Raw genomic sequence first — 21,637 nt, 5'->3', positions numbered from 1 at the left:
TGGCAATGACAAAATTAGACGCGACATTGACAATGCTAAAAGAATTAACAGATGCACGTGGTATTGCCGGTAACGAGCGTGAACCACGCGAAGTAATGAAGAAATATATCGAGCCATTTGCAGACGAGCTTTCTACTGATAATTTAGGAAGTTTAGTTGCGAAAAAAGTAGGGGAAGAAAACGGCCCGAAAATTATGGTTGCAGGTCATTTAGATGAAGTTGGCTTTATGATTACGCAAATTGATGACAAAGGTTTCCTACGCTTCCAAACGGTGGGAGGCTGGTGGTCACAAGTTATGCTTGCACAGCGCGTGACGATTGTAACGCGTAAAGGAGATGTAACAGGTGTAATTGGTTCAAAACCACCGCACATCTTACCTCCAGAAGCACGTAAAAAGCCAGTTGAAATTAAAGACATGTTCATCGATATCGGTGCTTCTAGCCAAGAAGAAGCAATGGAGTGGGGCGTACGACCAGGAGATCAAGTTGTACCTTACTTTGAATTCCAAGTGATGAAGAATGAAAAAATGTTACTTGCAAAAGCATGGGATAACCGAATCGGTTGTGCGATTGCAATTGACGTATTAAAACAATTAAAAGATGAAAAGCATCCAAACGTTGTATACGGCGTTGGAACTGTACAAGAAGAAGTTGGTCTTCGTGGTGCAAAAACATCTGCGAATTATATTAAACCAGATATCGCGTTCGCAGTAGATGTTGGTATCGCTGGAGATACACCGGGTGTAACGTCAAAAGAAGCGCAAAGTAAAATGGGCGATGGACCACAAATCATTTTATATGATGCTTCTGTTATTGGACATACAGGTTTACGTGATTTCGTAGTTGATGTTGCTGACGAATTACAAATCCCGTACCAATATGATTCAGTAGCGGGCGGGGGAACTGATGCGGGTGCGATTCACATTGCTGTAAACGGTATTCCTTCTATGGCAATTACAATTGCAACGCGCTATATCCATTCACATGCAGCGATGTTACACCGTGATGATTATGAAAATGCAGTAAAGTTAATTGTAGAAGTTATTAAACGTCTTGATAAGGATGCTGTACATAACATTACATTTAATTAATAGAAAAAGCGAAGGGGATTTTCCTTCGCTTTTTTATGTTTTAAAAAGGTCGTTCTAATCCTGCTGCAGTATGAGCACCTAAAATAATTAAACGAGTTAATTGCATCGCCATAAAATGCGGGGTATATATCATTCCTCTTTTTAACCATGACATAATCATTCCGATGTGAGCCCCTGTCACATAACTAATCAAAATATCACGAGGAACCATAAGATCTTCGTCATCTGGTTGTGAAATAGACAAGCTTAATGTTAAATGCACTTGTATTGTTTTCATCATTTTATAAGAGTAGTTTCCGGTAGCTTTATCCCCAAGCATAACGTTATAAAAGTTTACATTTTCTGCGATATGTTCGAATAAAGCCAGAAATGTAGGATGAGGTGAATCGAATGTAAGTTGAAAATCTTCTTTATTTCTATTTTTCGGTTTAATTACTTCTGCTAGCTTCTCTAACATTTCTTCAATACTTTTGTCTAATAGGTCATATTTATCATGGTAATGGCTATAAAATGTAGCGCGATTTACAGGAGCGCGTTCTGCGATATGTTGCACAGTTACATTTTCAAAGCCTTTTTCGCCTACTAAAGCGACAAAAGCATCCTGAATGAGTTGTCTCGTTCGCTTTACACGTGGATCATTTGTATTTTTAATAGACATTTTACTTCTCCTCGTTTAATTTTCTATACTTAAACAACATATTGGTATTATATTGTTGTTTAAGCAACATTTCATACGTAAATTGTCGGTTGTAGATTCAAAATAATTATTTATAATTATAAACGATAGTCCTTCAGAAATCAGCACCGCTCGCAGGCAGATAAGTTTCGATTTACGCTGCAGATGGTGTGATTTTTTTGTTAAAAGGTTAATATAATTAACAATTAAACAATCTAAACAATAAGGACATAAATAGTTTAGAAAAAAATTATATGCGATATAAGGAGAGGAATGCAATGAATCAGTTTCGAAGAATGGTAATTATCAACATTATCACATTAATTGTACTAGTTGGCGGCGGTATTGGCGGTTATTACTATTACAACCAAACGGAAAATTACTTAAAAACAGACAATGCAAAGATCGATGGAAAGGTAATTCCGGTTGCTTCACCAGTAGCAGGGAAACTAACTGACTGGAAAGCTGAAGTTGGAAAAAATTACAATGAGAATGATAAATTAGGAGCTGTTACTGTAACAGCAGCTAATGGAGAACAAACAGTAGATGTAACAATTCCACAAAATGCAACGGTTGTACAATCAAACGCAACAACAAATGCTTTCGTTGGAGCAGGTAGCCCGATTGCTTACGCATTTGATATGAACAATTTATGGGTAACAGCAAACATTGAAGAAACAGATGTTGATGATGTTCAGAAAGGTCAAGACGTAGACGTGTATGTAGATGCATACCCAGATACAACGTTAACTGGGAAAGTAGAACAGGTTGGTTTAACAACAGCAAATACATTCTCGATGTTACCATCAAGTAATGCAACAGCGAACTATACGAAAGTAACACAAGTAGTGCCAGTTAAAATTTCATTAGATCATAGCAAATCAGTAAATATTGTTCCTGGAATGAATGTGTCAGTTCGTATTCATAAGTAAGGGGGAGATGAGATGTCCTCAATTGCAATTGTAGGATATGCACTATTTTGTATAATCGTCTTCTTCCTTGTAAATCGTCTTTTACGAAAGAAAAAAACGAACGTGGGAGAAGAACAAGTCCCAGCCGTAAGTAAAATAGAAGTAAGTAAGCTAGAAGCAGTAGAGAAAGAAAGTGAACAAAAGCAAGAAGCCGAAATTTCTAATGTAGTTGAATTAGAAACAGGCAAGCAAGAAGAAGTAAAACAAGAAAAAGAAATGCCGAAAAAACAAACGTCTATGCCTATAGAGAATGTAAATGTAAAAGCAGTTGTAACAGTATTAATTCTCGGCATGTTCGTTTCTATTTTGAACCAAACAATCATTAACGTTGCATTGCCTCCGTTAATGAATGAATTTAACGTATCAACTTCAACGGCGCAATGGTTAATTACAGGGTTTATGCTTGTAAATGGTATTTTAGTGCCGATTAGTGCCTTTTTAGTTTCACGATTTACGTATCGTAAATTATTTGTAGCGGCAATGTTATTCTTCACAGTAGGATCTATCATTTGCGCTACATCAGGAAACTTTACAATGATGATGACGGGCCGCGTAATTCAAGCGGTCGGTGCAGGTATTTTAATGCCAGTTGGCATGAACATCTTTATGACGTTGTTCCCGCCTCATAAGCGTGGGGCAGCGATGGGATTACTAGGTGTTGCAATGATTTTAGCGCCAGCTATTGGGCCAACTGTAACAGGCTGGGTTATTGAAAACTATAGCTGGAACTTAATGTTCTATGCGATGTTTATTATTGGTTTAATTATTACGTTCCTATCTTTAAAATTCTTTACACTCGCTCAACCAGTGTCTAAAACAAAATTAGATGTATTTGGTGTAATTAGTTCGAGTATTGGACTAGGTAGCTTACTGTACGGATTTAGTGAGGCTGGAAATAATAGTTGGACTAGTGCAGAAGTTGTTATTTCACTTATCATTGGTGTCATTGGTTTAGCGTTATTTATTTGGAGAGAGTTAACAACAGACAATAAAATGCTTGATTTACAAGTATTTAAATATCCAGTATTTACTTTCACTTTACTAATTAATGCAATTGTAACGATGGCGTTATTTGGAGGTATGTTATTACTTCCGGTATATCTGCAAAACATTCGCGGCTTTACGCCAATCGAATCAGGTTTATTATTACTCCCAGGATCATTAATTATGGGTATTATGGGACCTATTGCAGGGAAACTATTTGATAAATACGGTATTCGTCCGTTAGCGATTGTTGGGTTAGCTATTACAACGTTCGCGACATATGAATTTACGAAGTTATCAATGGATACGCCATATAGCGTTATTATGATGGATTATATTATACGTTCAATTGGTATGTCATTCATTATGATGCCAATTATGACAGCTGGTATGAACGCACTGCCGATGAAATTAATTTCTCACGGTACAGCAACGCAAAATACGTCAAGACAAGTAGCTGGTTCAATCGGAACAGCAATTTTAATCACACTTATGACGCAACAAACAACTGCTCACGTAGCAGATTACGGCAACATGTTAACAACATCAAACCCAATTTTAGTTGATAAAGTACACGGTATGGGGCAAAGTTTAGCAGCGATTGCCGGATCGGCTCAAGCAGGAGATGCGATGAGCACACAACTATTATATGGACAAATTTCAAAGCTATCTGCAATTAACGGTATTAACGATGCCTTCTTAATTGCAACGATACTAGCAGGTATTGCTTGGGTGTTATCGTTCTTCTTACAATCAGGCAATAAACCAAATAAAAAAGCAGGGAATTAATTTCCCTGCTTTTTTGTCTTTTTAAAGAGTTAAATATAAAAAAATGATAACCAGTTACGGAGCACAGCCCTGTTATAAACAAAATCGTTCCCATAGCAAGAATACTTGATATTTGTCTGCCGCTTATAATAGCTAATAGTCCGGCTAAAGAGAAAAAACTCCAATATAAAGTTCCTGAAATTGGAACCATCCCCTCTAAATGTATTCCAGAACCTATACAAATGATAGGAACAACGATAAGAGATATGCTAATTAAACCAGCTATAATAGTAAGTAATTTACGATGTTTCATGCCAGCAATAATTAAAAAAATACCAACGATAAATTCCCATACCATCAAAGTAAGAGCTAAAATCATCCAAGTTAATATTCCGACCACTGCTGTATTACCTCCGATTTGTAGGTTTCTAAAAAATATTATATATAGAATGAATCACCTACAGACACGAGTACCCAGAAAATAACCCCCAGTAGTCCCGTAATAAAAATAATAAATCCTATGTTGCGTATACTTTTAATTTTTACTTGTAATCCACTTAATCCTGCCGATAATCCAGTTAAAGAAAACAATATCCAGTATAAAGTAGTTGAAATAGGGAGGATTGTCTCGCTATTCACCCCCATGCTCCAAAAAACAAAAGGTAGCGTTACAAAGGAAAAGCTAAGTACCCCCCATTAAACCAACAAATAATTTACGATGTTTAATACTAGTAATAATTAAAAAAATACCACCGAAAAATCCGCATAAGACAAGAATTGGCATATAAACAATCCAAAGGAAGCTAAACATATATAATCTCCTTTTATGTAATGAGTTATATTTTACTACATCAGGTTCATTTTGGATATTATTAATAAATATGTATAAATTGATAGAAATGGGTAGTAATGATACGGATTATCAAAAAGTGCTAATCGAAGAAGAGTTTGAAGTTGTGATAAAAGAGTAAAAAGAGGTATCGTGATGATACCTCTTTTTAACTGAAGAATGCCAACGTATTATTTATAATATGAAATAACATAGCTGGAAGAATGGATTTTGTTTTCTTACATAAAATAGCCATTAATAATCCCATGAAGAAAGTAATTACCATTACTCCAAGTGAGTATGTATGAGCGATACCAAAGAAGAAACTTGTTAAGACTGCTGCAATCCAAAATGGAAAGCGTTCAGAGAAGAAGTGAAGTATAAAACCACGGAAAATAAGTTCTTCAAAAATTGGTGTGAGTATTGCAAATCCCAGAAGTAATAGTATTTGATATTGCTTAAAAACGTCTAAGTTTAGTGCGGAAGATTGCTGCTTTGTTGCGTCTTGGAATACATAATTTAATAAGAAGTAGTTGAGTATGATGTTTATAGCGAAGAAAAGAAGTAAATATACGTATGTGCGCCATTCTTTCAGTGCTTTAAAGTTAAAAGAGTTCAGTAATAATCTTTTCGCAGGTTTGAATTTAAAAATAAAGAATAACAACATGGCTAGTTGTAACCCTATACTTGCGGTGTTTGCAATAGATTCATACAGGGCAATTTGCTTTTTATTTGTAAGACCAGCCGTATAAATTGTTAAGGGCATTATTGCTAGGAACAAGGTAATGAGTCCAGTTCCGAAAAAAGCGAATAAAACGGAGCTAATAAATTGTCCCCATGACATAGAGTGTTTCTGTTCATCAGAAAGTTGTGTAGCGGATTGCATTTGTGAAATCACCTCTTTATATTTGTATATTTAATTATAAAGTAATCTGTTTTTGAATGTAACATTTAAATATTACATTCAAAGGTGTATTTTTCGTAAAATAATAAAAGAGGTATCACCCTGTAGTGATGCCTCTTTCTCATTGATAACTATGTTCTGCCTTGTTATTCAATTTTGCTTGCTCTATTTGCAATTCACGCTCTACCAATCGATCTAATTGCTGAATAGCTTTCAGTGCTTTTTCATAAGAGATAGTTCGGTAATGGTGCGCTCCGCCTGGTTCTTCATCTGCTTCGTCTGCCCATTTAATAATGCTTTGAAGAGATGTTCTTTCAATTTCTTGTTCCACTAAGAAAGAATCTGTATGCAGAAGAATCGCGATAGAAATTTCTTTTGCTAGTTTTGGATGCTCTCCCAATCTAATAAGCAATTTATGTGCTCTTTCTGCACCTTTAATTGCATGGATATCATTCTTTTTATATAAGTCATAGTCCCATTCGCCACCTGTGTACCACGTATGATGTCCGATATCATGAAGGAAGCCAGCTTTTGTGGCAGCATCGACTGAGGCGTGATGCTTTTTGGCTAGGTGAAACGCATGGTAAGCGACAGCGATCGCGTGAACCATTCCAGAACGATTTACGTATTTTTGTGTAATATGGTGTTTAAAAATTTGTTCAAGCGTAATACGGTGCATAAAACATTCACTCCTTTTATCTAATGATGTATACGAAGAAAAAACGATTGGTTTAAATGTATTTTGAACATTGTACTCCATCATAGTTCGTTAGTAAAGTAGAAATGTTTAGGAGAAGAAAAAATTTTTCGTGAAAAAAATCACCTTGGCTTATGCGAAGGTGATTTTTAAATTGCTTATTTTTTTAATCCTTGCTCAAGTGTTTCTAACATTTCATGTTTTTCATTTTCATCAGCATTTTTCCAAATGACTTCGAATAAAACGCCAAGACCTGGAAGCATTTTTTCTTCACCGCTTTGAATTGCATCGACAATTGTTTCTTGTAATTGATCTTGTGAATTTCCAGATACATTCGCTAATACGGCACCGCGTAAATTAAAACTCATTGTTTTCACCTCTTCTTCAGAATTGAAACTGACGTTAGTTTTTGTTCTTTTTTATGTAAATATGTATGAAAAATAGGCTATAATGATAAGACAAGAAGAGAGGGAAATACATATTATGAAAAACATTGATTCAATACAAAATCCGCGTGTAAAGCAGTGGAAAAAGCTGCAAACGAAAAAAGAACGCGATAAAAAAGGTTTATTTTTTGTAGAAGGATTCCACTTAGTCGAAGAAGCTTTGAAGGCAGGAATTGTAACAGAACTTATCGTTTCAGATCAGACAGACCTTCCGAGAGATTGGACAGTTAATGATGTGGAAATGTATATCGTGCCTGAGGCTATTGTAAAAATACTTCGTGAAACAGAAACGACGCAAGGTGTATTTGCTGTTTGTGAGAAGCATGAGAAAGAAGTAGCTCTTACTGATGGGAAATTCCTTTTATTAGATGGCCTGCAAGACCCAGGTAATTTAGGGACAATTATTCGTACAGCTGATGCAGCTGGTATTCATGCCGTTGTGCTTGGAGAAGGTTGTGTTGATGTTTACAATAGTAAAGTACTCCGCTCTACACAAGGTTCTATTTTCCACTTGCCAATTGTAAAAGGGAACTTAGAAGAATGGGTAGACAAGTTAAAAGAAAATAACGTTCCTGTATATGGAACAGCTCTTGAAAATGGAGTTCCGTATGGTGAAGTAACTCCGGCCGGAAGTTTTGCATTAATTGTTGGAAATGAAGGAAATGGCGTACGCCAAGAAATTCTTGCAAAAACGGATCAAAACTTGTATATTCCGATTTACGGCGGGGCAGAATCATTAAATGTTGCGGTTGCAGCAGGGATTTTAACGTATTATTTACAAAGCCCAGTTGCGAACAAATAAAAAACTTCTTATAATAAGTTGAAGTACATTATATTAAAAGTTAAATAACGAAAAACGTTGATAGAGAAGAGTAGCTTACAAAATCGCCATATAGGGAGAGAATGCCGTAGACTGAAAGCATTCTTATGGTAGACGGAAGTGAATTCACCTCTGGAGTTGACGCCAGGACCATGTATATGTAAAGGCGTTCCGGTCAGAATTGATCGTTATAACTAATGAGTGGGCAGACTTGTTCTGTCAATTTAGGGTGGTACCGCGAATTTACCTCGTCCCTTTTTGGGAGCGAGGTTTTTTTATTTTTAAAATTAGGAGGGTTCCAAAATGGAAGCACGTTTAAAAGAGCTAAAGCAAAAAGCGTTAGAGCTTATTGAAGAAGCGAAAGAGCTAAAGGGCTTAAACGACGTACGCGTAGCGTATTTAGGAAAAAAAGGTCCAATTACAGAAGTATTACGCGGCATGGGAAAATTATCAGCAGAAGAGCGTCCACGTATGGGAGCATTAGTGAATGAAGTACGTGAAGCGATTCAAACGCGTCTAGAAGACAAAATTAGCAACTTAGAAAAAGCAGTAATTGAAGCGAAATTAGCTACGGAAACAATTGATGTTACATTACCAGGTCGTCCTGTTGAAACAGGTTGTCACCATCCGTTAACAGCTGTTGTTGAACAAATTGAAGATGTATTCATCGGTATGGGTTATGAAGTAGCTGAAGGAACAGAAGTAGAAAAAGACTACTACAACTTCGAAGCACTAAACTTACCGAAAGATCACCCAGCACGTGACATGCAAGATACATTCTACATTACAGAAGAAACGTTACTACGTACACATACATCTTCTGTGCAAGCACGTACGATGGAAAATAATAAAGAAAAAGGCCCAATCAAAATTATTTGTCCTGGTAAAGTGTATCGCCGCGATGATGATGATGCGACGCATTCACATCAGTTCATGCAAATTGAAGGCCTTGTAATTGATAAAAACATTCGTATGAGTGACTTAAAAGGTACACTGCAAGTATTCGTGAAAAAGATGTTCGGTGAAGATCGTGAAATCCGTCTTCGTCCAAGTTTCTTCCCATTCACAGAGCCATCTGTAGAGATGGATATTTCTTGTATGATGTGTCATGGCAAAGGTTGCGGCACTTGTAAAGGAACTGGCTGGATTGAAATTCTAGGCGCAGGTATGGTTCATCCGAACGTACTTGAAATGGCTGGTTATGATTCAAAAGAATATCAAGGTTTCGCATTCGGTATGGGCGCAGAGCGTATCGCAATGTTGAAATACGGAGTAGATGACATTCGTCATTTCTATACAAATGATGTACGTTTCTTACAACAATTCAAACGAGCGTAAGGGAAGGAGAGGATAAATATGTTCGTATCATATCGTTGGTTACAAGAGTATGTAGATATTAAAGATGTAACAGCACAAGAACTAGCAGACAAAATCACGAAAAGTGGTATTGAAGTAGAAGGCGTTGAAGTATTAAATAAAGGTGTAAAAGGTGTTGTAGTTGGTCACGTATTAGAATGTGAAAAACACCCAGAAGCTGATAAATTAAGCAAATGCTTAATCGATATCGGTGAAGAAGAGCCAGTTCAAATTATTTGTGGAGCTGCTAACATTGCAAAAGGTTTAAAAGTACCAGTTGCAAAAGTTGGAGCTGTACTTCCTGGTAACTTCAAAATCAAAAAAGCAAAACTACGCGGTGAAGCTTCTCACGGTATGGTTTGTGCTCTTCAAGAGCTTGGTATTGATGGAAAGTTAGTTTCAAAAGAATACGCAGATGGTATCTTCATCTTCCCAAGTGACGCTGAAGTTGGTGCAGATGCACTTGAAATTTTAAACTTACACGATGAAGTACTTGAGCTTGGCTTAACACCAAACCGTGCAGATTGCCTAAACATGTTAGGTGTTGCATATGAAGTAGCTGCTATTTATGGCCGCGAAGTAAAACTTCCAGCTATCGACTTACAAGAAACAGCAGAAAAAACTTCTGATTATATTTCTGTAAGTGTAGAAGCGAAAGAAGAAAACCCGTTATACATTGCAAAAATGGTTAAAAACGTAAAGATTGGTCCATCACCAATGTGGATGCAAACTCGTCTTATGGCAGCTGGCATTCGTCCAATTAGCAACGTAGTTGATATTACAAACTACATTTTAATGGAATACGGTCAACCGTTACATGCATTCGATTACGATAAATTAGGTTCAAAAGAAATCGTTGTTCGTCTTGCAAAAGAAGGCGAAAAAATTGAAACGTTAGATGATCAAGAGCGTACATTACAAAGCCACCATCTTGTAATTACAAACGGCACGAAAGCTTTAGCTGTTGCTGGTGTAATGGGCGGGGCGGATTCTGAAGTTACAAATGAGACAGTAAACGTTCTAATTGAGTCTGCATACTTTGCAGGTCAAACAGTACGTCGTACATCAAAAGACTTAGGTCTTCGTAGTGAATCAAGTGCACGTTTCGAAAAAGGGATCGACCCAACACGTACATTTGAAGCAATTCAACACGCAGCTGCCTTAATGGCGAAATATGCTGGCGGTGAAGCACTTGAAGGTGTAGTAGAAGCTGATAACTTACAAGTACAAGAGCGTACAGTATCTGTTACTGCTGAAAAAGTAAACCGTGTATTAGGTACAAATATTTCTGCGAGTGAAATGGGTACAATGTTCGCGAACTTGAAATTCCCATTCACAGAAGTAGAAGGAACATTCCATGTAAATGTACCAGCACGTCGTCCTGATATTACAATTTCAGAAGACTTAGTAGAAGAAGTGGGCCGTCTATACGGTTATGACCACATTCCAGTTACATTACCTTCTGGAACGATGACTCGTGGTAAATTAACATTAGCACAAACGAAACGTCGTAAAGTACGTCGCTTCTTAGAGGGTGCTGGTTTATATGAAGCAATCACGTATTCATTAACGAGCGCTGACAAAGCGAAACAATACATGATTGAGCCAAACGAAAAGGCTCCTGTAGGTCTTGCACTTCCAATGAGTGAAGAGCGTAGCCAACTTCGTTTAAGCTTAGTGCCACAATTGCTAGAAGCAGTTTCATACAATGTTGCTCGTAAAAACGACAGCGTTGCTTTATACGAAGTAGGTTCTATCTTCTTACCAACAGAAGCAGGAGAACTTCCGAAAGAAGAACAACACCTTGCAGGTGTTATGACAGGTCTTGCTCTTCACCATGCATGGCAAGGTGAGAAGAAAGTAGTAGACTTCTTCGTTGTGAAAGGTGTACTAGAAGGACTATTCGACGTACTTGGCGTTTCAAACCAAATCACATATGCACCAGCAAAACGTGAAGGTATGCACCCAGGCCGTACAGCTGACATCGTATTAGATGGCGAAGTAATTGGTTTCATCGGTCAATTGCACCCAGAAGCAGAAAAACAATTAGATGTGAAAAATACATTCGTATTTGAACTATCTCTTGTAAAAATATTCGGTGCAGACGCTGAAGAAACTTACTACTCAGCAATTCCGCGTTTCCCATCTATGACACGTGACATGGCTGTTGTAGTAACAAAAGAAACAAAAGCTGGTGAAATGAAGCAAGTCATTGCTGAAGCTGGCGGAGAACTTTTGAAAGACGTAACACTATTCGACTTATACGAAGGTGAAAAAATGGAAGAAGGCAAGAAATCACTTGCATTCTCTATGACTTACTTCGATGCAGAACGTACGTTAACAGATGAAGAAGTAACAGAAGCGCATAACCGTGTATTAACAACGGTAGAAGAGAAATTTGGTGCGGAGTTACGTAAGTAATTAGAAAATTGCCGGATTCATTCCGGCAATTTTTTTATTGCACAATCGTCGACAGATGTCGGTAAGTCGATATATTACAAAAATCGCTTATATATTTTCTGGCATCTTGCATCTTTCTCTCGAATGTAGTACATTAATTTTAGTTTAACAAAATGAAAGACGATGATAAGGAAAAGTAGTATATACTATAATCCAAAGCGAGTCAGGGGCGGTGAGAGCCTGATGAGGCGGTATATGTGAAGAACACCTTGGAGTTGCTAACCGAAATTGAATTTTGTATTCAAGAGTAGACTTAGACGGGAAGCCGGCCTGTTACAAACCGGGAAGTATGTATTACATACGAGTTAAAGTTGGTCTTTATGACAAATTGGGTGGTACCGCGAAGTTTAACCTTTCGTCCCTTTATGGATGAAAGGTTTTTTTGTATTTAAATATATCAGCAAAGGAGAATTTCACTATGGAAAACACATTAGTAAAAAGTCTGTATAGAGATACAGAAAAGTATGCAGGTCAAACAGTACAAGTATCAGGGTGGATTCGTAACTTACGTGATTCAAAAGCATTTGGTTTCATCGAATTAAACGACGGTAGCTTCTTCAAAAGCGTTCAAATCGTTTTCGATACAGAATTAGAGAACTTTAAAGAAATTGCAAAGCTGCCACTTAGCTCTTCAGTGAAAGTAGAAGGTAAAGTAATTGCAACGCCTGGAGCGAAGCAACCATTTGAAATTAAAGCAGAAAAAATTGATATCGAGGGCTTATCAGATTCTGATTACCCACTTCAAAAGAAGCGTCATACGTTTGAATACTTACGTACAATCGCTCACTTACGTCCAAGAACAAATGCATTCTCTGCAACGTTCCGCGTACGTTCTATCGCAGCATTTGCGATTCACCAGTTCTTCCAAGAGCGTGGATTCGTACATGTTCACACACCAATCATCACTGGTAGTGATACAGAAGGTGCTGGCGAAATGTTCCGCGTAACAACACAAGATTTAAACAACGTACCAAAAGGTGAAGACGGACAAGTTGATGAATCAAAAGACTTCTTCGGTAAAGAAACAAACTTAACAGTAAGTGGACAGCTGAACGCTGAAGCGTATGCATTAGCATTCCGTGATGTATATACATTCGGACCTACATTCCGTGCGGAAAACTCAAACACAACTCGCCACGCTGCTGAGTTCTGGATGGTTGAGCCTGAGATTGCATTCGCTGAGTTAGGCGATGTAATGGATCTTACAGAAGATATGCTGAAATATGCAATGAAATATGTATTAGAGCATGCACCAGAAGAAATGGACTTCTTCAACAGCTTCGTTGATAAAACAGTTCTAGAGCGTATGAACAACGTGATTAACTCTGACTTCGGTCGCATCACATATACAGAAGCAATTAAAGTACTTCAAGAATCAGGTGCTGACTTCAAATACCCAGTAGAATGGGGTATTGACTTACAAACAGAGCATGAAAGATACTTATCAGAAGAAATCTTCAAACGCCCTGTATTCGTAACTGACTACCCGAAAGACATTAAAGCGTTCTACATGCGTATGAATGAAGATGGAAAAACAGTAGCTGCTACTGACCTTCTAGTTCCTGGCATCGGCGAATTAATCGGCGGAAGTCAACGTGAAGAAAGAATGGACGTTTTAGTAGACAGAATTAAAGAATTAGGTATGAACGAAGAGGACTACTGGTGGTACTTAGAACTTAGAAAATACGGCGGTACAAAACACGCTGGATTCGGTCTAGGTTTCGAGCGCTTCCTAATGTACATCACTGGTATGGCTAACATCCGTGACGTAATTCCATTCCCAAGAACTCCAGGTTCTTCTGAGTTCTAAAATATGAAAAAAGCGAGAGGATTTCCTCTCGCTTTTTTGTTTGCATAGTTTATGACCCCGTAGCAAAAAGTAACGCGAAGGGGTGAATATAAATGAGTAAAAAAGTGAAAAAAGATCATTCAAGGTCAAGCCTTGGTTCTCCAGAAGTAGAAGGACAAGGAACGACGACACATGAAACAGGTTCACATAAAGTACCTTCATCAAATAAGAAGCAGAAACGAAGCTAACATAAAAAAGGAGAGTCTTGGCGACTCTCCTTTTTTCATGTATTACATCTTCTTATCGTTAATTTCTTTTGTAATGTTATCGACATCTTTGTCTAATCGATCGAAATAGAAAAACCACAGTAAACTTATGAACACGTAATAGATGGCCATCACGCCAAGATTATCAGATATATTTTCAAATGTAGATTTAGTAGTGAAAAAAGCTCCCCAAATGGTAGAAATAGTGAAGTAAGAAAGAGGACCTACGATGTGTACGAAAGCATAAAGTACCGTTTTTACTTTTACAGCGTTCATATGAAAAACCTCCTTTTTCTAATCATACATTCAAGTTCCTCACAGAAGTGTTGTAGTTTTGCTGGATTATGTATTAACAAGCGGGCATCGTGTTTCCCGATAAACCTGCGGATCCGAAAGTTTAATGAAAAAGATCGACCATAACGCTCTATTAAATCGTTGAACTCTCGTTGTTCACTTAGTAGCTGAATGTTTTCCCTAATTTCGAACTGTCTTTCATGTGGATCACCTAGTAAAATATTTAGAATCATTTGTAGAAGTAGCAATGTAGATCCCCTCCTATGTTGGAATAATCTGTATATTATAATTGTAACAAAACTATAAGGACAATAGTAGGATGAAACAAAAAACAGGAGTTTGTAGGCTCCTGTTTTTGTCGATACTATTTTAATAAGCGAAGCGCCTTCTCCGTATTAGCGAAATGCAGTTTCACAAACTCGGGTAATCGTTCTTTACCAAGCTTTTGAATTAATTTAGCAGCAGCGATATCAACTTGTTTACCAGCACCTTTTGGAAGTGGCATACCAGCTTTTTTACTTAGTTCGTCAAACTGTTTTACGAATGAGTAGCGAGCTAAAATAGAAGCAGCGGCTACTGCTAAATGGACGCTTTCACCTTTCGTAGCGAAATAAACATTTTCACGCTGTACCTGTTTTTGTTTTGCTAAATATTTATAGTATGTATCAGGTTGTGTGAATTGATCGATTAAGACGCCTTCAGGTTTTGTAGGTGCCATTTTCGCTAATAAGTTTGTAATAGCTTTATTATGTAGCAAGGCTTTTAACTTACCTTGGTTGTTTCCTTTATCAAATAGCTCGTTATATTTTTCATTATGAAGGACAAGAGAGCTGTAAGGAACAACGTGTAGAAGTTGTTTCGCAATGGCAGTAATTTGATCGTCATTTAAGTTTTTAGAGTCTTTTACACCAAGTTCTTTTAGTAGTGGAATTTGCTTCGCATCCACATATACAGCAACGACTGTCATCGGTCCAAAGAAATCTCCCGTACCAACTTCATCAGACCCTACAATAGACATTGTACCGATGGAAGCAGGCGGCGCATAACGATGGGAATCGACAGATTTTTTTACAGCTGTTTTTGGTGTTTGAGAGACAGTTTGCCAACGAGCAGCTTCTGCTTCAGCGCGGCCTCCTTGGAACATTACTTTTCCAGATTTATATGCTGTAATCGTGCAAGATGGTACCTTTGCCATGAAGATCCCGCCTTGCGGAGTTTTCGGGCTAAGCGAATGTTTATATTGTTGTTTCATGTCTTCAATTACTGTAGAATTTGTTTGAATTACGATAGAATTTGACATAATGGTCGCCCCTTTTTTTATATTGTTATTTTTATCATATCGGATTGTTCTTTCTGTTTCCATATTATGAAGGTTCATGGTATGATAAACTTTAGGATTCTGTACGTGATTGGAGGCCGGTGAGTTGTCACAACAAAAGGGAAAGAAAAGTCGAATTAATGTAGAAATCTATGGTCAACAATATTCAGTTGTTGGCGATGAAAGTACAAGTCATATCCGCATGGTAGCAGCGATTGTGGATGATAAAATGCGCGAACTCAATGCCAAGAATCCTTCGCTTGACACGAGTAGACTAGCGGTATTGACGGCGGTAAACGTCATACACGATTACATAAAATTAAAAGAAGAACATGAGAAATTGAAAGAAAGTATGACAAAAAAAGGAATGGAATAACATGATTGATATTATTATCATTTTACTGCTTGTTATGGGATTTTTCCTCGGCTTACGCAGAGGGTTTATTCTGCAACTTGTAAAGTTAACAAGCTTTATTATCGCATACCTTGTTGCATACTGGTACTGTAAAGATTTAGCGCCAGCACTTGCGAAATTTATTCCGTATCCATTTGATAAAAACGTATCTGTTCCAGAATGGATTGATGCAAATAATATTGAGACAGTATTTTATCAAGCGCTTGCGTTTATCATATTGTTTATTATCACTAAAATTGCACTTTCATTACTTGGTAATTTGTTAAATATGTTTGCAGAAATACCGGTTTTAAAGCAAGTAAATGCGTTTGCGGGGGCAATCCTCGGATTTTTAGAAGTATATATTATTTTGTTTGTCTTAATTATCATTGGAAACATACTTCCGATTGAACAAGTACAAACACCATTACAAAAATCATCAATTAGCAAAATAATTGTAGACGATACACCGATTCTATCTGAAAAGGTGAAGGAACTATGGCAGACAGGTAGCAGAGTATAACTTCTCTTTTTTCGGAAAGAGAAGTTTTTTTCTATGAAAGAAAGGCGGGGCAATGATGAAAGTAAATAAAAAACAAGTTATCAAATTATTAGAGACAATCGGGCTTTTTATGGAACTAAAGGGTGCGAATCCATTTAAAATATCTGCATTTCGTAAAGCGGCAGCAGCATTAGAAAGTGACGATCGTAGTCTTTCTGAAATTGAAGATTTCACAAAGATTCCAGGCATCGGAAAAGGAACAGCAGCCGTTATTCAAGAATATATAGAATCGGGAACATCTGAAGTATTACAAGAACTTGAAAAAGAAGTACCAAGTAGCTTATTGCCGTTATTAAAACTACCAGGTCTTGGTGGTAAAAAGGTGGCTAAGTTATATAAAGAGCTAGGCGTTATTGATATGGAGACGTTAAAAGCTGCTTGTGAGGAAAATAAAGTACAAGCTTTAGCTGGTTTCGGTAAGAAGACAGAAGAGAAAATATTAGAAGCAATCGATCAAGTAGGCTCTCGTCCAGAGCGTTTACCAATTGCGATGGTATTGCCTATTGCCGGGGAAATAGAGGAGAAATTGTCGAATATTGCTGAAGTAATTCGTTTCTCTCGCGCTGGTAGTTTGCGCCGTGTTCGTGAAACAGTGAAAGATTTAGATTTTATCATTGCAACTACAGAACCAGCAGCGGTACGTGAGCATTTACTACAATTCGATAATATGATTGAGGTAATCGCAAGTGGGGATACGAAAGTTTCTGTTCGTCTTCAATATGAATATGATATTTCAATTGATTTCCGCTTAGTAAAACCAGAAGAGTTTATTACAACACTTCACCATTTCACAGGATCAAAAGACCATAACGTAAAAATGCGTCAAATCGCAAAAGATAAAGGCGAGAAAATTAGTGAGTACGGTGTAGAGAACTTAGAAACAGGTGAAGTGAAAACATTTGAGACTGAAGAAGACTTCTTTGCTCATTTCGGTCTGCCATTTATTCCGCCAGAAGTGCGTGAAGATGGAAAAGAAATTGAATTAATTAAAGAGTATCCGAACTTAATTCAGTTTTCCGATATACAAGGTGATTTACATATGCATACAACTTGGAGTGACGGTGCTTTTTCTATTGAAGAAATGGTACAAGCGTGCCGTGCTCGTGGATATAAGTTTATGGCGATTACTGATCACTCGCAATACTTAAAAGTAGCGAATGGTTTAACGAAAGAGCGTCTTCGTGAGCAAGCGAAAGAAATTGAACGTATGAATGAAAAGTATCCAGACATTACAATTTTACGCGGAATTGAAATGGACATTTTACCAGATGCCTCGCTTGATTTTGATGATGAAGTATTAGAAGAATTAGACTATGTCATTGGAGCGATTCACTCTAGCTTCTCACAAGACCGTGAAACGATTATGAAGCGTCTGCGTACTGCACTTGAGAATAAACATGTTACAATGATTGCCCATCCGACAGGACGTCTTCTCGGGCGTCGTGAGGGTTATGATGTAGATACAGATTTATTAATTGAACTCGCAAAAGAAACAAATACAGTTTTAGAATTAAATGCGAATCCGAACCGTCTAGATTTAAGTGCGAAATTATTAAAACAAGCACAAGATGCTGGTGTGAAAGTAGCGATTAATACGGATGCTCATACGCTTGAAATGTTAGAAGATATGGAAACAGGTGTAGCAGCAGCACGTAAAGGTTGGATTCAAAAAGATAACGTGATTAACACGTGGGATATTGAACGTTTATTAGACTATATTAAACGTAATAAGTAACACAAGGGGGACCTGCAACATGTTAGAAAGAACGTTGCGTGTATTAGAATACAATAAAGTAAAAGAACAATTACTTGAACATACAGCATCTTCACTTGGTCGTGACAAAGTGAAGCATTTAGTGCCGAGCACTGATTTTGAAGAAATTGTAGAAATGCAAGATACAACGGATGAAGCAGCGAAAGTCATTCGTTTAAAAGGTAGTGCACCATTAGGTGGCATTACGGATATTCGTTCAAATGTGAAGCGTGCAAAGATTGGAAGTATGTTAAGCCCGAATGAACTACTTGATATTGCGAATACGATGTATGGTAGTCGTAATATGAAACGTTTCATTGAAGATATGGTTGATAACGGTGTCGAGCTTCCGATTTTAGAAACTCATGTCGCTCAAATTGTATCTTTATATGATTTAGAAAAGAAAATTACAAATTGCATCGGTGATGGCGGTGAAGTAGTCGATAGCGCGAGTGATAAACTGCGTGGTATTCGTACTCAAATTCGTACTGCGGAAAGCCGTATTCGTGAAAAGTTAGAAAATATGACGCGTTCTTCAAACGCGCAAAAGATGTTGTCTGACTCGATTGTAACGATTCGTAACGAACGTTACGTAATACCAGTAAAGCAAGAATACCGCGGCGTATATGGTGGTATTGTTCACGATCAATCTGCTTCTGGACAAACGTTATTTATTGAACCGCAAGTCATTGTAGAATTAAATAACGCACTGCAAGAAGCACGAGTGAAAGAAAAACAAGAAATCGAACGCATCTTATTAATGTTAACGGAAGAAGTGGCAGTAGAAGCCGATATCGTTTTATCAAACGTAGAAGTAGTTGCAAATCTTGATTTCATCTTTGCGAAAGCTTTTTATGCGAAGCGAATTAAAGCAACGAAACCAATCGTAAATAACAAGCGTTACATGGATTTAAGACAAGCACGTCATCCGCTTATCGATCCAGAAATTATCGTGCCAAATAACATTATGTTAGGTAAAGATTTCACGACAATTGTTATTACAGGACCGAATACAGGTGGTAAAACAGTTACGCTGAAAACGGTTGGTATTTGTGTATTAATGGCGCAATCTGGCCTTCACATTCCAGTAATGGATGAATCAGAGATTTGTGTATTTAAAAATATCTTTGCTGATATCGGTGATGAGCAATCGATTGAACAAAGTTTAAGTACGTTCTCCTCACATATGGTGAACATTGTAGATATTTTAGAAAAAGCTGATTTTGAAAGCTTAGTTTTATTCGATGAATTAGGTGCTGGAACAGACCCGCAAGAAGGTGCTGCACTAGCAATTTCGATTTTAGATGAAGTATGTAATCGCGGTGCTCGCGTTGTTGCTACGACGCATTACCCAGAATTAAAAGCATACGGATACAACCGTGAGCAAGTTATTAATGCGAGTGTTGAGTTCGATGTGAACACATTAAGCCCAACATATAAATTATTAATCGGTGTACCAGGTCGTAGTAACGCCTTTGAAATTTCGAAGCGTCTTGGATTATCTGATCGCGTTATTGACCAAGCCCGTAACCACATTAGTACAGATACAAATAAAATCGAAAATATGATTGCGAAGTTAGAAGAGAGCCAGAAGAACGCAGAGCGTGACTGGAATGAAGCAGAGGCACTTCGCAAACAATCTGAGAAACTTCATCGTGAGTTGCAACGTCAAATTATTGAATTTAACGATGAGCGTGATGAAAAACTATTAAAAGCGCAAAAAGAAGGGGAAGAAAAAGTCGAAGCTGCGAAGAAAGAAGCAGAAGGTATTATTCAAGAACTTCGTCAATTGCGTAAAGCACAGCTTGTAAATGTGAAAGACCATGAGCTTATTGAAGCGAAGAGCCGTCTAGAAGGAACAGCGCCAGAGCTTGTGAAGAAGCAAAAAGTAAACGTGAAAAACACTGCGCCGAAACAACAGTTACGTGCAGGCGATGAAGTAAAAGTATTAACGTTCGGTCAAAAAGGTCAATTACTTGAAAAAGTAAGCGATACAGAGTGGAGCGTACAAATCGGTATTCTGAAGATGAAAGTAAAAGAATCTAATATGGAATACATTAACACACCGAAACAAACAGAGAAAAAAGCAGTCGCAAGTGTGAAGGGTAGAGATTACCACGTTTCATTGGAACTTGATCTTCGCGGTGAACGTTATGAAGATGCAATGATGCGCGTTGAAAAATATTTAGACGATGCCCAGCTTGCAAGTTATCCTCGTGTATCAATCATTCACGGTAAAGGAACAGGAGCGCTTCGCCAAGGTGTACAAGATTACTTGAAGAAGCACCGCGGCGTGAAGAATTACCGTTACGGTGACATGGGCGAGGGAGGCCTAGGCGTAACAGTTGTCGAATTAAAATAGAAAACAACGAAACAAAGGGGAAACCATTATATGTTTATGGACAAACTTGCAAAAGTATTGTTAGCTTGTTGTGGAATATTTTTGGTGATTGGGGTTATTTATTTAGTTGTTTTTGCGAAGTGAAAAAGCGTCAATCGTGGCATAATGATATTGCCATAGATTGACGTTTTTATTATATATGAAAAGGAACAAAACATGAAAATCAACCAATACATAAGCGAAGCAAAATCCTGCTCAAGACGTGAAACAGATCGCCTTATTAAAGCTGGACGCGTGGCTATTAATGGCGAAATATGTACGCACGGTGCACTCGTGAGCGATGGTGATAGGGTAACGATTGATGGGCAAGTTATTGTAAAAGAAGAGAAAGAAAAAGTGTATATCGCATTCCATAAACCAGTCGGAATTACTTGTACAGCAGCTGATCATATTGAAGATAATATTATTGATTATATCAATTACCCAGAGCGAATCTTTCCAGTTGGGCGATTAGATAAAGCATCAGAAGGACTTATTTTATTAACGAATGATGGCGCGATTGCCAATCAAATTTTACACGGTGATCACGAACACGAGAAAGAATATGTTGTCACAGTCGATAAACCTTTTACGGACTGGTTTATTGATGAGATGTCCAGCGGTGTAAAGATTAAAGATGGTATGACGAAGCCGTGCAAAGTGACGAGAGTCGATCAATCAACATTTCGTATCGTTTTAACGCAAGGAATGAACAGGCAAATTCGTAGAATGAGTCGTGCTTTCGGATTTACTGTAATAAAGCTAAAGCGAGTGCGCATTATGAATATAGAGCTAAATGAGCTTGGAGTAGGAAAATGGCGGAACATTGCAACTGAGGAATTAGAGATATTAAAAGGGCAGTTATAGGGAGGAAAAATT

20 protein-coding genes, 2 pseudogenes and 2 other annotated features are annotated in these 21,637 nt (G+C 37.6%); of the genes and pseudogenes, 13 read left to right on the top strand and 9 right to left on the bottom strand.

Going from position 1 to position 21,637, the window contains the following annotated elements:
* The first annotated feature begins 5 nt into the window (after positions 1-5).
* Positions 6-1,091: a M42 family metallopeptidase gene (locus JFU02_RS14115; protein WP_000163554.1), complete on the top strand. Its 1,086-nt coding sequence runs from the start codon at positions 6-8 to the stop codon at positions 1,089-1,091.
* A 40-nt stretch (positions 1,092-1,131) separates the two neighbouring features.
* On the opposite strand, the gene JFU02_RS14110 is transcribed toward JFU02_RS14115, so the two are convergent.
* Positions 1,132-1,749, bottom strand: a complete 618-nt coding sequence (locus JFU02_RS14110; RefSeq protein WP_086405850.1) for a TetR/AcrR family transcriptional regulator — start codon at positions 1,747-1,749, stop codon at positions 1,132-1,134.
* A 296-nt stretch (positions 1,750-2,045) separates the two neighbouring features.
* Here JFU02_RS14110 and JFU02_RS14105 point away from each other — a divergent pair, with 296 nt between their 5' ends.
* Complete coding sequence (locus JFU02_RS14105; RefSeq protein ID WP_001071418.1) at positions 2,046-2,699, top strand: HlyD family secretion protein; 654 nt, start codon at positions 2,046-2,048, stop codon at positions 2,697-2,699.
* A gap of 12 nt (positions 2,700-2,711) precedes the next feature.
* A complete protein-coding gene (locus JFU02_RS14100) occupies positions 2,712-4,511 on the top strand; it encodes a DHA2 family efflux MFS transporter permease subunit (RefSeq protein WP_000094779.1) in 1,800 nt (599 codons plus the stop codon).
* A 21-nt stretch (positions 4,512-4,532) separates the two neighbouring features.
* On the opposite strand, the pseudogene JFU02_RS14095 reads toward JFU02_RS14100, so the two are convergent.
* From JFU02_RS14095 to sspI, 5 genes and pseudogenes are all read right to left on the bottom strand, one after another.
* Positions 4,533-4,890, bottom strand: a pseudogene (locus JFU02_RS14095) (ammonia permease).
* A 38-nt stretch (positions 4,891-4,928) separates the two neighbouring features.
* Positions 4,929-5,301 (bottom strand): annotated as a pseudogene (locus tag JFU02_RS14090) (DNA-binding protein).
* Positions 5,302-5,488: 187 nt separating this feature from the next.
* Positions 5,489-6,205 (bottom strand): CPBP family intramembrane glutamic endopeptidase, encoded by a 717-nt coding sequence (locus JFU02_RS14085; protein ID WP_001190240.1) that lies wholly within the window; start codon positions 6,203-6,205, stop codon positions 5,489-5,491.
* 139 nt (positions 6,206-6,344) lie between these two features.
* Positions 6,345-6,902, bottom strand: a complete 558-nt coding sequence (locus JFU02_RS14080) for an HD domain-containing protein (RefSeq protein WP_000554790.1) — start codon at positions 6,900-6,902, stop codon at positions 6,345-6,347.
* 176 nt (positions 6,903-7,078) lie between these two features.
* On the bottom strand, positions 7,079-7,288 hold the full coding sequence (sspI, locus tag JFU02_RS14075; RefSeq protein ID WP_000009509.1) for a small acid-soluble spore protein SspI: 210 nt from the start codon (positions 7,286-7,288) through the stop codon (positions 7,079-7,081).
* A gap of 82 nt (positions 7,289-7,370) precedes the next feature.
* On the opposite strand from sspI, the gene JFU02_RS14070 reads away from it, so the two are divergent.
* The 5 genes from JFU02_RS14070 (at position 7,371) to JFU02_RS14050 (ending at position 14,039) form a co-directional block, all read left to right on the top strand.
* Positions 7,371-8,168 carry a TrmH family RNA methyltransferase gene (locus JFU02_RS14070; protein WP_141551101.1) on the top strand — a complete coding sequence of 266 codons (798 nt, stop codon included), beginning with the start codon at positions 7,371-7,373 and terminating at the stop codon, positions 8,166-8,168.
* 48 nt (positions 8,169-8,216) lie between these two features.
* Positions 8,217-8,445: a binding site (T-box leader), on the top strand.
* Between the two features lie 44 nt (positions 8,446-8,489).
* The gene (gene pheS, locus JFU02_RS14065; protein WP_000388222.1) at positions 8,490-9,524 is read left to right on the top strand and encodes a phenylalanine--tRNA ligase subunit alpha; all 1,035 of its coding nucleotides are present in this window, start codon (positions 8,490-8,492) and stop codon (positions 9,522-9,524) included.
* An 18-nt stretch (positions 9,525-9,542) separates the two neighbouring features.
* Positions 9,543-11,963, top strand: a complete 2,421-nt coding sequence (gene pheT / locus JFU02_RS14060; RefSeq protein WP_086405853.1) for a phenylalanine--tRNA ligase subunit beta — start codon at positions 9,543-9,545, stop codon at positions 11,961-11,963.
* A gap of 153 nt (positions 11,964-12,116) precedes the next feature.
* Positions 12,117-12,368 (top strand) — a binding site (T-box leader).
* Positions 12,369-12,420: 52 nt separating this feature from the next.
* Entirely contained in the window at positions 12,421-13,812 is a 1,392-nt protein-coding gene (gene asnS, locus JFU02_RS14055) for an asparagine--tRNA ligase (RefSeq protein WP_000432189.1), read from the top strand.
* Positions 13,813-13,904: 92 nt separating this feature from the next.
* The gene (locus JFU02_RS14050; RefSeq protein WP_000039592.1) at positions 13,905-14,039 is read left to right on the top strand and encodes a YuzL family protein; all 135 of its coding nucleotides are present in this window, start codon (positions 13,905-13,907) and stop codon (positions 14,037-14,039) included.
* Positions 14,040-14,081: 42 nt separating this feature from the next.
* Here the strand turns inward: JFU02_RS14050 and JFU02_RS14045 are convergent, their stop codons facing one another.
* From JFU02_RS14045 to rnhC, 3 genes are all read right to left on the bottom strand, one after another.
* Entirely contained in the window at positions 14,082-14,333 is a 252-nt protein-coding gene (locus JFU02_RS14045) for a hypothetical protein (protein ID WP_061666227.1), read from the bottom strand.
* The gene (locus JFU02_RS14040; protein ID WP_061666228.1) at positions 14,330-14,599 is read right to left on the bottom strand and encodes a hypothetical protein; all 270 of its coding nucleotides are present in this window, start codon (positions 14,597-14,599) and stop codon (positions 14,330-14,332) included. The genes JFU02_RS14045 and JFU02_RS14040 overlap by 4 nt, the downstream gene beginning before the upstream one ends.
* A 116-nt stretch (positions 14,600-14,715) precedes the next feature.
* Positions 14,716-15,651 carry a ribonuclease HIII gene (gene rnhC / locus JFU02_RS14035; RefSeq protein WP_061666229.1) on the bottom strand — a complete coding sequence of 312 codons (936 nt, stop codon included), beginning with the start codon at positions 15,649-15,651 and terminating at the stop codon, positions 14,716-14,718.
* A gap of 124 nt (positions 15,652-15,775) precedes the next feature.
* Here rnhC and zapA point away from each other — a divergent pair, with 124 nt between their 5' ends.
* The 5 genes from zapA to JFU02_RS14010 all read left to right on the top strand — a co-directional run bounded on the left by zapA (position 15,776) and on the right by JFU02_RS14010 (position 21,625).
* A complete protein-coding gene (gene zapA / locus JFU02_RS14030; protein WP_000082701.1) occupies positions 15,776-16,045 on the top strand; it encodes a cell division protein ZapA in 270 nt (89 codons plus the stop codon).
* A gap of 1 nt (position 16,046) precedes the next feature.
* Positions 16,047-16,586 carry a CvpA family protein gene (locus JFU02_RS14025; protein WP_000565409.1) on the top strand — a complete coding sequence of 180 codons (540 nt, stop codon included), beginning with the start codon at positions 16,047-16,049 and terminating at the stop codon, positions 16,584-16,586.
* A 55-nt stretch (positions 16,587-16,641) separates the two neighbouring features.
* Positions 16,642-18,360, top strand: coding sequence for a DNA polymerase/3'-5' exonuclease PolX (gene polX, locus JFU02_RS14020; RefSeq protein ID WP_000867517.1), 1,719 nt, complete (start codon positions 16,642-16,644; stop codon positions 18,358-18,360).
* 19 nt (positions 18,361-18,379) lie between these two features.
* A complete protein-coding gene (locus JFU02_RS14015; RefSeq protein ID WP_086405857.1) occupies positions 18,380-20,740 on the top strand; it encodes an endonuclease MutS2 in 2,361 nt (786 codons plus the stop codon).
* 195 nt (positions 20,741-20,935) lie between these two features.
* Positions 20,936-21,625, top strand: a complete 690-nt coding sequence (locus JFU02_RS14010; RefSeq protein ID WP_086405858.1) for a 23S rRNA pseudouridine(2604) synthase RluF — start codon at positions 20,936-20,938, stop codon at positions 21,623-21,625.
* The last annotated feature ends 12 nt before the right edge of the window (positions 21,626-21,637 follow it).

The sequence above is a fragment of the Bacillus sp. TH13 genome (assembly GCF_016651175.1).
GTDB classification, from domain to species: Bacteria; Bacillota; Bacilli; order Bacillales; family Bacillaceae_G; genus Bacillus_A; species Bacillus_A thuringiensis_S.
The sequence above is the reverse complement of the archived record's forward strand: the minus strand, read 5'-3'. Positions and strand labels throughout refer to the sequence as shown.

What these genes read in the sequence shown, in the direction of transcription:
- JFU02_RS14115 (WP_000163554.1), top strand. Translation starts at nt 6, where the DNA reads ATGACAAAATTAGACGCGACATTGACAATGCTAAAAGAATTAACAGAT.
- JFU02_RS14110 (WP_086405850.1), bottom strand. Translation starts at nt 1,749, where the DNA reads ATGTCTATTAAAAATACAAATGATCCACGTGTAAAGCGAACGAGACAA.
- JFU02_RS14105 (WP_001071418.1), top strand. Translation starts at nt 2,046, where the DNA reads ATGAATCAGTTTCGAAGAATGGTAATTATCAACATTATCACATTAATT.
- JFU02_RS14100 (WP_000094779.1), top strand. Translation starts at nt 2,712, where the DNA reads ATGTCCTCAATTGCAATTGTAGGATATGCACTATTTTGTATAATCGTC.
- JFU02_RS14085 (WP_001190240.1), bottom strand. Translation starts at nt 6,205, where the DNA reads ATGCAATCCGCTACACAACTTTCTGATGAACAGAAACACTCTATGTCA.
- JFU02_RS14080 (WP_000554790.1), bottom strand. Translation starts at nt 6,902, where the DNA reads ATGCACCGTATTACGCTTGAACAAATTTTTAAACACCATATTACACAA.
- sspI (WP_000009509.1), bottom strand. Translation starts at nt 7,288, where the DNA reads ATGAGTTTTAATTTACGCGGTGCCGTATTAGCGAATGTATCTGGAAAT.
- JFU02_RS14070 (WP_141551101.1), top strand. Translation starts at nt 7,371, where the DNA reads ATGATAAGACAAGAAGAGAGGGAAATACATATTATGAAAAACATTGAT.
- pheS (WP_000388222.1), top strand. Translation starts at nt 8,490, where the DNA reads ATGGAAGCACGTTTAAAAGAGCTAAAGCAAAAAGCGTTAGAGCTTATT.
- pheT (WP_086405853.1), top strand. Translation starts at nt 9,543, where the DNA reads ATGTTCGTATCATATCGTTGGTTACAAGAGTATGTAGATATTAAAGAT.
- asnS (WP_000432189.1), top strand. Translation starts at nt 12,421, where the DNA reads ATGGAAAACACATTAGTAAAAAGTCTGTATAGAGATACAGAAAAGTAT.
- JFU02_RS14050 (WP_000039592.1), top strand. Translation starts at nt 13,905, where the DNA reads ATGAGTAAAAAAGTGAAAAAAGATCATTCAAGGTCAAGCCTTGGTTCT.
- JFU02_RS14045 (WP_061666227.1), bottom strand. Translation starts at nt 14,333, where the DNA reads ATGAACGCTGTAAAAGTAAAAACGGTACTTTATGCTTTCGTACACATC.
- rnhC (WP_061666229.1), bottom strand. Translation starts at nt 15,651, where the DNA reads ATGTCAAATTCTATCGTAATTCAAACAAATTCTACAGTAATTGAAGAC.
- JFU02_RS14025 (WP_000565409.1), top strand. Translation starts at nt 16,047, where the DNA reads ATGATTGATATTATTATCATTTTACTGCTTGTTATGGGATTTTTCCTC.
- polX (WP_000867517.1), top strand. Translation starts at nt 16,642, where the DNA reads ATGAAAGTAAATAAAAAACAAGTTATCAAATTATTAGAGACAATCGGG.
- JFU02_RS14015 (WP_086405857.1), top strand. Translation starts at nt 18,380, where the DNA reads ATGTTAGAAAGAACGTTGCGTGTATTAGAATACAATAAAGTAAAAGAA.
- JFU02_RS14010 (WP_086405858.1), top strand. Translation starts at nt 20,936, where the DNA reads ATGAAAATCAACCAATACATAAGCGAAGCAAAATCCTGCTCAAGACGT.